At 75.5% G+C, this 10,271-nt stretch carries 10 protein-coding genes; 6 read left to right on the plus strand and 4 right to left on the minus strand.

Annotated elements, in window-relative coordinates; genetic code table 11:
* Positions 1-78 precede the first annotated feature (78 nt).
* On the plus strand, positions 79-1,086 hold the full coding sequence (locus tag ACFWPI_RS16520) for an MsnO8 family LLM class oxidoreductase (RefSeq protein ID WP_380370301.1): 1,008 nt from the start codon (positions 79-81) through the stop codon (positions 1,084-1,086).
* Between the two features lie 46 nt (positions 1,087-1,132).
* On the opposite strand, the gene ACFWPI_RS16525 is transcribed toward ACFWPI_RS16520, so the two are convergent.
* Positions 1,133-2,695, minus strand: coding sequence for an APC family permease (locus ACFWPI_RS16525; protein WP_380370299.1), 1,563 nt, complete (start codon positions 2,693-2,695; stop codon positions 1,133-1,135).
* 142 nt (positions 2,696-2,837) lie between these two features.
* Entirely contained in the window at positions 2,838-4,448 is a 1,611-nt protein-coding gene (locus ACFWPI_RS16530) for an amidohydrolase (protein ID WP_380370297.1), read from the minus strand.
* 211 nt (positions 4,449-4,659) lie between these two features.
* Between ACFWPI_RS16530 and ACFWPI_RS16535 the strand changes: the two genes are divergently transcribed.
* From ACFWPI_RS16535 to ACFWPI_RS16555, 5 genes are all read left to right on the plus strand, one after another.
* On the plus strand, positions 4,660-5,268 hold the full coding sequence (locus ACFWPI_RS16535) for a TetR/AcrR family transcriptional regulator C-terminal domain-containing protein (RefSeq protein ID WP_363370975.1): 609 nt from the start codon (positions 4,660-4,662) through the stop codon (positions 5,266-5,268).
* Between the two features lie 639 nt (positions 5,269-5,907).
* Positions 5,908-6,291 (plus strand): hypothetical protein, encoded by a 384-nt coding sequence (locus ACFWPI_RS16540; RefSeq protein ID WP_063350270.1) that lies wholly within the window; start codon positions 5,908-5,910, stop codon positions 6,289-6,291.
* Positions 6,292-6,379: 88 nt separating this feature from the next.
* Positions 6,380-7,414, plus strand: coding sequence for a hypothetical protein (locus tag ACFWPI_RS16545; RefSeq protein ID WP_380424856.1), 1,035 nt, complete (start codon positions 6,380-6,382; stop codon positions 7,412-7,414).
* A gap of 82 nt (positions 7,415-7,496) precedes the next feature.
* Positions 7,497-7,892 (plus strand): roadblock/LC7 domain-containing protein, encoded by a 396-nt coding sequence (locus ACFWPI_RS16550; RefSeq protein WP_350879110.1) that lies wholly within the window; start codon positions 7,497-7,499, stop codon positions 7,890-7,892.
* Between the two features lie 77 nt (positions 7,893-7,969).
* Complete coding sequence (locus tag ACFWPI_RS16555; RefSeq protein WP_063350272.1) at positions 7,970-8,344, plus strand: hypothetical protein; 375 nt, start codon at positions 7,970-7,972, stop codon at positions 8,342-8,344.
* An 80-nt stretch (positions 8,345-8,424) separates the two neighbouring features.
* On the opposite strand, the gene ACFWPI_RS16560 is transcribed toward ACFWPI_RS16555, so the two are convergent.
* The gene (locus ACFWPI_RS16560; RefSeq protein ID WP_063350273.1) at positions 8,425-8,841 is read right to left on the minus strand and encodes a DUF6188 family protein; all 417 of its coding nucleotides are present in this window, start codon (positions 8,839-8,841) and stop codon (positions 8,425-8,427) included.
* Between the two features lie 124 nt (positions 8,842-8,965).
* A complete protein-coding gene (locus ACFWPI_RS16565) occupies positions 8,966-10,081 on the minus strand; it encodes an NUDIX domain-containing protein (RefSeq protein WP_380342463.1) in 1,116 nt (371 codons plus the stop codon).
* Positions 10,082-10,271: the final 190 nt, after the last annotated feature.

Consider the following 10,271-nt stretch of genomic DNA (forward strand, 5'->3'; position numbering starts at 1 on the left):
CGGGGCGTGGCGGCCCGTCCGTACCGGGGGCGTGGCGGTGGGGGAATGCCCGGCTCGGCGGCGGGCGTTGTCCACCGCGTGACCAGCGCTGCGCCCATCACCAGGCTCTCCGTCCTCGACCGCTCCCGGACCAGACGGGGCGAGGAGCCGGCGCAGGCGCTGCGGGACACGGTGGCCTTCGCCCGCGAGGCCGAGCGGCTCGGGTACCACCGCTTCTGGGTCTCCGAGCACCACGGCGTGCCCGGGGTCGCGGGATCGGCGCCGACGGTGCTCGCCGCGGCGGTGGCGGCGGCCACCACCCGGATCCGGGTCGGCACGGGCGGGGTGATGCTGCCCAACCACCAGCCCATGGTGGTGGCCGAGCAGTTCGGGGTGCTCGCCTCGCTCTTCCCCGGCCGGATCGACATGGGGCTCGGCCGCTCGGTCGGGTTCACCGACGGCGTGCGGCGGGCGCTGGGCCGGGAGAAGGACTCCGCGGACGACTTCGGCGCCCAGCTGGCCGAACTGCTCGGCTACTTCGACGGCTCGCAGCGGGCCCACCCCGGCGTCCACGCCCGCCCGGCCGAGGGCCTGCGGGTGCCGGCCTTCGTCCTGGCCACCGGCGCGGGCGCCGACCTGGCCGCCGACGCCGGGCTGCCGCTGGTCATCGCCGCCGCCCGGGGAGAGGAGCGGATGCTCGCGGCGATCGACCGCTACCGCAGCCGGTTCCGCCCCTCGGCGCAGGCCGCCGAGTCGTACGTGGTGGTCTCGGGCACGGTCGCGGTCGCCGAGAGCGCCGACCGGGCCCGGGAGCTGCTCGTCCCGGAGGCGTGGTCCGGCGCGTACTCCCGCACCCACGGCGAGTTCCCGCCGCTGGAGCCCGCCGCCGAGATCCTGGCCCGGCCGATGAGCCCGCGCGAGCAGGCCGCCTACGAGCAGTCGCTGAAGGGCCACATCGCGGGCACCCCGGGGCGGGCCGCCGCCGAACTCGCCGCCCTGGTGGCGCGCAGCGGCGCGGACGAGTTCCTGGTCACCACCAGCACCTACGACCGCGCCGCCCTCCTCGACTCCTACCGGCTGCTCGCCGAGGCGGTCGGCCAGGCCTGAAGGCCGCCGGCCGGGTGTGCGGCGGTCGGGCCGGCCCTGCGCCCGCTCAGCCCGCGTCGACCTCCGACGTCCCGAGCCGGGCGTACACCTCGGGCCGCCGCGCCCGCAGCCGCAGCGCGATGGCGACGCCCGTCAGGAACACGACCGGCACGATCGCCACCAGCGGCCAGTTGACCTCCGGCCCGGCATTGGTGAACAGGTCGAGCCGCCACACCACCAGCGCCGTCGCCCCGCACAGCAGCACGGTGGCGGCGACCGGCGCCACGACCGTCCGGAACACCCCTGCGCTCGCGGCCGCCTCGCGATTGCGGCGGAAGAAGGCGTACACGGACAGCCCGGCGAGCGCCTGCAGCACCAGGATGCCGACCACGCCGGGGGAGTTCACCCAGAGGAAGAACTGGTTGTACGGGTCGGCCCCGATCAGCGCCGCCACCACGACGGCCGCCGCCGCCAGCACCGACTGCGCGATGCCGCCGATCCACGGGGAGCCGTGGCGGGGGTGGACCCGGCCGAGCGCGGCCGGGGCGGCCTGCTCGGTGGCGAGGGCGTAGCCGTAGCGGGTGATGGTGTTGTGGAAGGCGAGCAGCGCGGCGAGCAGGCTGGTCACGATCAGCACCCGCTGGAGGTCGGTGGCCCAGGCGCCGACGTAGTCGGTCATCGCGGTGAAGAACATCCCGGCCGGGTCGGCGGTGGCGGTCGCGACGGCCTCGGTGGCGCCGAAGGCCTGCACGATCATCCAGGTGATGAAGGTGTAGAAGAGGCCGAGGAAGGCGATCGCCGCGTAGGTGGCGCGCGGCACCGTCCGCCGTGGTTCGCGGGCCTCCTCGCGGTAGATGGCGGTGGCCTCGAAGCCGATGAACGCGGCGAAGGAGAGCCCGAGCACCCCGCCCATGCCCCCGGAGAACACGTTGTGCGGGGCGAACGAGGACAGGTCGAGCCCGTGCGCGCCGCCGCGCACCAGCACCGCCACGGCGAGCACGAGCAGGATGCCGGTCTCGGCGATCAGCAGCGCGCCGAGCACCTTGGCGCCGAGGTCTATCGAGCGGTAGCCGAGGAGCCAGACCACCGCGACGCCGAGCAGCGCCCAGACCGGCCAGGGCAGGTCCAGGCCGAGCAGGTCGGCGGCGGTGGTGTGGGCGAAGAAGCCGAAGGCGCCGTACATGCCGATCTGGATGGCGTTGTACGAGAGCACCGCGAGCAGCGCGGCGCCGAGTCCGGCGGGGCGGCCGAGGCCGCGGGTGACGTAGGCGTAGAACGCGCCGGCGTTGCGGATGTGCGCGGTCATGGTGGTGAAGCCGACCGCGAAGAGCGCCAGGATGACGCCGGTGGCCAGGTAGGCGACGGGCGTGCCGATGCCGCCGAAGGCGATCGCGAACGGTGCCACGCCGGCCATCACGGTCAGCGGTGCGGCGGCGGCCACGACGAAGAAGACGATGTCGCCGGTGCCGAGCACGCCGCCTTCCAGGCGGGCGGGGCCGGTGGAGCCGGCGGCTGCGGTGCCGGGCCCGGTGGTGCCGGGCCCGGCGCTGGGTCCGGCGCGGCCGGTGTCGGGGCCGGTGCGGGGGGAGCCGGGTGCGGTCGGGGAGGCCGCGTCGGAGGGCAGAGTCATGGGGGAGCTCTCCTGGGGTCGTACGGACGAGGGTAGAGCGGTCGGCCGCCGATCGGGTGCGGGCGGTCGACGGGGAGCGGACGCCGTGGGGGGCGTTCCGGCGGGCGGGTACGGGGCGGGTACGGGGGGGGATCCCGGGGGGTCAGTGCGTGCGTCGGCCGCCGAGCCAGGTCCCGGCCACCGGGACGGCGGCCAGCTCGGCGGCCGGCACCGCGTAGGGGTCGGCCGCCAGGTGCACCAGGTCGGCCCGCATCCCGGGGCGCAGCACGCCCCACTCCGTCTCCTCGAAGGCCTGGTGCGCGACGCCCGCCGAGTACGCCGCGAGTGCCTCGGTGAGGCCGATCCGCTCCTCGGGCAGCCAGCCGCCGGCCGGCAGGCCGTCCGGGGTCTGCCGGGTGACGGCGGTGGCGAGACCGGCCAGCGGCTCGTAACGGGTGACCGGCCAGTCGCTGCCGAAGGAGACCCGGGCGCCACCGCGCAGCAGGGCGGCGATCTGGTACTGCCGGGCGCCGCGCTCGGGGCCGAGCCGGGGGAGGGTGAGTTCGGTCATCAGCGGGTCGGTCTGGGCCCACAGCGGTTCGAAGTTGGCGATCACGCCGAGTTCGGCGAAGCGGGGCAGGTCGGCCGGGTCGACGAGCTGGACGTGGGCGATCACCGGGCGGCGGGCGCGCAGGCCGTTGCGGCGGGTGGCGGCCTCGACGGCGTCCAGGGCGATCCGGACGCCGTGGTCGCCGATGGCGTGGATGTGCGGCTGGAAGCCGAGCGCGTCGACGGCGGTGACGGCGTCGGCCAGTTCGGCGCCGGTCCAGTTGGCGACGCCGTGGGAGTGCGGGCAGTCGCTGTAGGGCGCCAGCAGAGCGGCCGTCCCGGACTCGACGACGCCGTCGGCGAAGAACTTGACCGCCCGGGCGGTGAGTCGGCCGCGCCCGCCGGCCTCGACCCGCTCCCGGTCGGCGGCCAGGGCGGGGAGCCGTGCGCGCCAGCCGTCCGGTTCGAGCAGCAGGGCGAGCCCGGCCCGGACGGGCAGGTCGTGCTCGGCGACGGCGGCGAGCCAGGTGTCGACCTGCGCGGGCTCGATCCAGGCGTCCTGGAGCCAGGTGAGCCCGGCGGCGGCGAGCGCGGCGGTGGTCTCGCGCAGGGCGGCGACCTGCTCGGCGAGCGGGAGCGGCGGGACGAGCGCGAGGACGGGGTTGAGGGCGCCGAACTCGCGCAGGGTGCCGAGCGGGGCGCCGTCCGGGCGGCGGACGATCTCGCCGCCCACGGGGTCGGGCGTGTCCGGCCCGTACCCGGCGCGGCGCAGCGCCTCGCTGTTGGCCCAGCCGGTGTGGTGGTCCATGGTGCGCAGCAGGACGGGCCGGTCGGGGACGGCGGCGTCGAGCAGCCGGGCGTCGAACAGGCCGCCCTCGGCGAGCCACGGGTCGACGGCGTCCCCGGTGATCCACTCGGCCTCGGGGTGCCGGGCGGCCCAGGTGCGGACGGCCTCGACGACCTCCTCCAGGCTGGTGCAGTCGCGCACCGGCACGCCGCGCAGCCCGATGGCGCCGATCAGCGGGTGGAGGTGGCCGTCGCCGAAGGAGGGCAGCAGGGCGCCGCCCGCCAGGTCGACGGTCTCGGTGCGGTCGTCGCGCAGGGCGAGCGCCGCGTCGCCGAGGGCGGTGATCCGCCCGGCGGTGACGGCGAGGGCGTGGGTGGCGGGGTGGGCGGGGTCTCCGGTGTGGATCCGGCCGCCGGTGAAGATCGTGTCGGCACGCATGGGGGAGCGTCCTCTCCGGGTCGCGGCAGGCGACGAGGGCGACCTGCCTAAACCGAATGGGGTTCGGTTACCGTAGGCGCGGCACCGGCGGGTGCGGAAGAGTTTTATTGAAAGCCATTCAGTAACGCTTGGGTAACGATGATCTTGAGGGTTCTCCGGAAGGCTCCCTGAAGGGCTCCCCGAAAAACTCCCCGAAAGACGAGGAACCGGCATGGCCAGGCCGCGCACACCCCTGCTGGACCGGCAGCGCATCGTCGACACCGCGCTGCGGCTGGTCGACGAGTCGGGCGACCTCACCATCCCCGGCCTCGCCGGCGCCCTCAAGGTCAGCCCCTCCGCGCTCTACCACCACGTCGCCGGCCGGGCCGAGATCGTCGCGCTGATGCGTGCCGAACTCGTCCGCACCATCGGCGAGCAGTCGATGTGGGACCAGCCCTGGGACGCGGCGCTGCGCACCTGGGCGCACGCCTACCGGGACGCCTTCGCCGAACACCCCGGCATCGTCCGCCTGCTCGCCACCGCCCCGCTCGCCGAATCGTTCATGCACGAGCTGTACGAGCGTGCCGTCGCCACCCTGGAGGGTGCGGGCTTCGCCGCGCGGGACGTGATGGGCGTGATCACCGCCCTGGAGAGCTTCATCCTCGGCTCCGCCCTCGACCTGGTCGCCCCGGACGTCATGGTCGACGCCGTCGACCGTGACGCCACCCCGCGCCTGGCCGACGCCCTCGATGCCGTCCCCGCCGGCCGCGAACGCGCCGACCGGGCCTTCGAGCTGGGCCTCACCGCCCTGATCGCGGGTTACCGGGCGCTGCTGCCCTGACCGCCCTCCGTGCTGGAGCCGGGGCGCGCCGGGGTCGGGTCGCCGCAGTTCCGCCGGGTCCGGTCCCGTTCCTCCATCCGGTTTCTGAGCAGGCGTGATGACCTGCTAATGTTCTTCTCGTCGGGAGGGAAACAAACTCCCGAGCAGGCGTCAGCGGTGCTACCAGAGCACGTCCTACTTTCAGTAGGAAGAGTCCGTGCGACCCGGGCCTGGCGCTCCACCCGAAGGGGCTCGTTCCGTCCAGCGGAACGGGCCCCTTCGTCATGTCCGGGAGCTCCGGCGGCAGTCGGGCGGCGACCCGGTGGTGTAGACCTGTTTGCCCGGGCCCCTATCGCATGTCGGCGGTCGAAACCCTGCCGTGCGGCCGGTTCTCGGCCAAGCTCCCCTGCCAGGTGGTCGGCGGGTGGCGGTGGGCTGCGGTCCGCGACCGTCCCCGGGCCAGCGGGTTCGCCCGGCAGCGGCGGCTGACGCCTTGTCACACCTTGGCCGGAAGTGGACGCTACTGATGTGAATATGCCATTGGAATGTTCGTCATATGGAATCCGGCAGTAGCCTTCCGTGTCGAGCCCGCCACTGCTGGTGGCGGCCCGGCCGTGCCGTGCTGCGCCCGGCTGCCCAGACCCCCTCGAAGGAGCCGGTGTGCCGGGTATCGACGAATGCCTCGCCGGAGCGATGTCGATCTCCGGGGCACGCTCCGCGAGCCTGGTCGACTGGAGCAGCGGACTCGCACTCGGCAGCCTCGGCGAGTGCCCGACCGGTGACCACGAGACCGCGGCCGCCGAGACAACCGACTTGGTGCGGGCGGCCGTTGAGAGCCAGACCTTCACCGGGGCGGAGGACCGGCGGTCGCCGTTACAGGACGTCATCGTCACCGCCGGCCGCAGCTACCACCTCATCTGCTTCATCGACACCGTCTTCGACAGCCGCCTCGTCCTCCACCTCTGGCTCGACCGCGCCCAAGGCAACCTCGCCGCCGCCCGCTACCGCCTCCAGGCGCTCGCCGAGGAACTGGTGCTGGGGTGAGCGGGACGCCCGCCGAGGCCATCGGGTTTCGGCCAGCACGCCGGACGGGCCGCCCCCGCCGCCCGCGCTCCACCGGGCGGTGGCCCCGATGAACGCCGCGCCCGCCGCTGTCCGCCCGCCCGCCACGCCGCAGACCCCCGGCGAGGCCCTCGGCCTGCTCGCCGCCCGCCGCGCCACCGGCGCCCTGTGCGGCCCGCTCGGCAACCTGCACCTCGTCGACGGCCAGGTGGCGCACGCCGACTCCCCGCGCGCGCCCGGCCTGGCCGAACTGCTCACCGGCTGCGGCCGGATCACCCCCGGGCAGTGGGCGGAGCTGCTCCGGCTCCACGGCCCGCGCGCCCGGGTCGGTGAGGCACTCGTCGAACGGCGGCTGCTCACCCGGGGCGAGCTCGAACTCGGCCACCTGGGCACGCTCTTCGACGCCGCGTTCTTCGTCCTCGCCGACCGGACCGGCGGCGTCTGGCGGTTCGAGCCCGACGCCCGGCACTGGCTGGGCCCGGTGGCCACGGTCGACCCCGGCCGGCTGCGCCGCGAGGTCGAGCGCCGGGGCCGGCTGCTGGAACGCATCTGGCCCTGGCCGCAGCTCGACACCGCGCCGGTCCGCCCGGTGGCGCCGGTCCCACGGCCGTCGCACCGCCCGCCCGGCCGCCGCCGGCGCGAACTGCTGGACCACGCCGACGGCCGAAGAACCCCGGCGGACCTGGCGCGCCTGCTCGGCCGGTCCGGCTTCGGCGTCACGGCGGACGTCCGCCGCCTGGCCGCCGCCGGGCTGCTCGACGCCCCGCGGCACGCCGCACCGGCGGCCGCGTCGGCGGTGGCACCGAGCGCCGCGACACCTGGGGCATCTGGGGCACCCGCGGCACCTGGGGCACCTGGGGCGCCGAGGCCCGCGGCGCCCGTCGCGGAAGCCGAGGCGCCGGCCCCCGCCCGCCCGCCGGGAGGAGGCCTGCACCGCCGGGTCCCCGGCGCCACCCTCACCGGCGCCACGCCGTCCGGCCTCGTGGCCCCCACCCGCTCCGATCGCCCGCCCACCACGGCAGCGGCCCACCCGCCGCTGGCCGTCCCCGACCCGGACATCGCGCTGCTGACCCGGGTCCGAACCCTTCTGGAGGCCCGACTTTGAACCACTCTCCACCCGCGACCCCGCCGTCCCGGCCATGAGGCGGGTGCTCAAGCAGCGTGTCGGAAGGAGACAACTGATCGCCTTGGAGACCGAACTGCTCGCCGAGCTCCGCGCCGTCAAGCAGCGCGTCCCGCACCTCGCGGGTGGCCTGGTGGCCAGCGTGGACGGCCTGTTGGTCGCGCACGACACCCACGGGGCGGAACCCTCCGGCCTGGCCGCGATGACGGCGGCCTCGCTGTCGCTGGCCCAACGGCTCGCCGACACCACCGGCCAGGGCGAGTTCCGCGAGTCGCTGGTGCGCGGCGAGCACGGCTACGTCGCCACCTACGCGGCCGGGGGCAGCTGCGTACTGGCCCTGCTGGCGCACCCGGACGTCAACGTCGGCCGGCTGCACCTGGAGGCCCGCCGCTCGGCCCAGCGGATCGCCGGGCTGCTCAGCGACAGCCTCCTGCCGAAGGACCCCCGCGACCCGGCCTGACCGGCCTGACCGGCCAGGCCCCCGGCCCGACCGCACCTATCACCCCAGCACCTCACCACCAAAAGGGAGTTACCCAGATGACGGACGCAGCCGGCGCGCTCAAGCAGGCCATGACCAGCATCGAGGGCGCCATCGGCGCGGCACTCGTGGACTACAACAGCGGCATGGCGCTCGCCACCCTCGACGGCCCCGGCGGGCTGGACCTCAACGTGGCCGCGGCGGGGAACACCGACGTGGTCCGCGCCAAGATGCGCACCATGGACATGCTCGGCCTACAGGACGGGATCGAGGACATCCTGATCACCCTCAGCAGCCAGTACCACCTGATCCGGCCGCTCGCCGGCCGCACCGGCAAGGGCCTCTTCCTCTACCTGGCGCTGGACAAGGCGCGGGCCAACCTGGCGATGGCCCGCCACCAGCTCACCAGGATCGAGGCCGACCTGGAGGTCTGACAGGTCGGACAGGCGGACAGCTCGAAAAGCTCGGACAGGCCGGAGAGTCCGACCGGACGACGCGTCGGCCCGGCGCCGGCTCAGGCCGCGCCGGGCGCCGTCCACCGGACCTCGCCGCCCGGCAGCCCCGCGCACACCGCCCCCTCGGCGGTCTCCACGCTCCACGGCGCGAGCTGCGCGTGCGGCGGGACGGACAGCGCGCCGCCCTCCGCGAAGGCCAGCTCCAGGCCGCCGGCGAGGGTGATCTCGGCGGTGTCGACGGTCCGGCCGACGAGCGCGAGCAGGGTGCCGGTCGGACGGACGGTCAGCGCCGGAAAGTAGTGCTCGACCTCCGCCGGGGCGGTGAAGGAGGGCGCGGCGAGGCGGAACTCGTGCGCCACCCGGACGGTCACCGGTCCGTCGAGGGTGAGGTCCAGTCGGTCGCCGCCGCTGACCGACGCCACCCGGCGGCCGGCCAGCGCCTCCGTGATCCCGTGCTGCGTGATCCCGTTCTGCATGGCCCCAGTGTGACCCACCCGACCCGGCCTTGTCCGCCCTGCCCAACAGCCCCGCCCGACCGGCCGGTCCCCCTGCCGCGCCCTCCTGAACCCTCCTGAACCCGCTCGACCCGCCCGCCCGCCGCTACCCGGCGGCGCGTCCGCGCACCAGCTCGGCCGGCCCTCCCGCCCGCTCCCGCGCGGCCAGCGCGGCGGCCGTCCGGGCCCAGGACGGGCCGGTCAGCAGCGCCCGTGCCTCGGCGGGGCCGCAGAGCCGCCACTCCACCAGCTCCTCCTCCGGCAGCGCGATCGAACCGAGCATCCGTTCCGTCACCGTGCCCCCGTCGAACACGGACACCAGCACGGCGGTGTCCCGCCCGGTCGCCGGGTCGGCCTCCGGATCGGCGGCCGCCCCGGGCTGCCAGTCCAGCGCCAGCAGCCGCCCCGGTTCGACCTCCCAGCCGAGTTCCTCGCGGATCTCGCGCCGGACGGCCGCCCTGGGCAGTTCCCGGTCCGCCTCGATCCCGCCGCCCGGCAGCGTCCAGTACGGCACCCGGCCGCGCGGCCCGTCCCACGGCCGCAGCCGGACCAGCAGGACCCGCCCGGCGTCGTCGGTGAACAGGGCCCGGGCCTTGGCCCGGATCCGCGGGCGGGTGGCGATGTAGGTGGCCCGGTCCATCGGCGGCTCGTACCCGGGCCCGCCGGGGGCGGAGCCCAGGGCGGGCGCGTCGGCCAGCCCCGTGTACGCGGGCGGCGGTTCGTCCGCCGGCAGGTGGTCGAGGGTGTGCCCCACGGGCCTGCTGTCCTCCAGCTCCAGCGGACCGGCCGACCGTGGCGCCCGCAGGCAGGCCGTGACCCGGCGGGACAGCAGGGGCGGCAGCGCGTGGCCCGCCTGTTCCGGGGTCAGCCAGGCCCAGCCGCCGACCTCCGCCGCGTCCGGCCGGATCGCCGCGGCCTGTTCGGCGGTGAGCGGCTGCGCCCAGTACAGGTACGCGGCGATCGGCGGCCGGAAGTGGTCGAGCGTCCAGTCGACGCAGGCCAGCGGCCCCAGCCGGGGCGTGAACCCGAGTTCCTCCACCACCTCGCGCAGCGCGGTCTCCCGGGGCGAGCGGTCCTGCGGCTCCCACCCGCCGCCCGGGATCGCCACCGGATGCTTCCGGTCGTACGGCAACCGCACCACCAGCACCCGCCCCCGCTCGTCCGGGAACAGCACCCCCGCCGCCGCCAGCAACTCCCGCCCGCTCCCGGATGACGCGTCCACCGCTGCTCCCTCCGTCAGGCCCGGTTCGAAGGCCGTGTCCCCCCGACGACTCGGCGGACCCCTTTCATGGTTCCCCCCACGAGCCGTCCTAGGGCCAATGCCAGTGACTTTGGTGTGTCTGTCTCGTTGGTTGTGGTGTGGCGAGGGTGGGGCAGGTCAAGTCGTGTGCGGGTGAGCGGTTGTCGGATCG

The sequence above is a fragment of the Kitasatospora sp. NPDC058492 genome, from assembly GCF_042720685.1.
GTDB lineage: Bacteria > Actinomycetota > Actinomycetes > Streptomycetales > Streptomycetaceae > Kitasatospora.

Excerpts from the sequence above, each read along its gene's own strand:
- ACFWPI_RS16525 (WP_380370299.1), bottom strand. The coding sequence starts at position 2,695 with ATGACTCTGCCCTCCGACGCGGCCTCCCCGACCGCACCCGGCTCCCCC.
- ACFWPI_RS16530 (WP_380370297.1), bottom strand. The coding sequence starts at position 4,448 with ATGCGTGCCGACACGATCTTCACCGGCGGCCGGATCCACACCGGAGAC.
- ACFWPI_RS16535 (WP_363370975.1), top strand. The coding sequence starts at position 4,660 with ATGGCCAGGCCGCGCACACCCCTGCTGGACCGGCAGCGCATCGTCGAC.
- ACFWPI_RS16545 (WP_380424856.1), top strand. The coding sequence starts at position 6,380 with ATGAACGCCGCGCCCGCCGCTGTCCGCCCGCCCGCCACGCCGCAGACC.
- ACFWPI_RS16555 (WP_063350272.1), top strand. The coding sequence starts at position 7,970 with ATGACGGACGCAGCCGGCGCGCTCAAGCAGGCCATGACCAGCATCGAG.
- ACFWPI_RS16560 (WP_063350273.1), bottom strand. The coding sequence starts at position 8,841 with ATGCAGAACGGGATCACGCAGCACGGGATCACGGAGGCGCTGGCCGGC.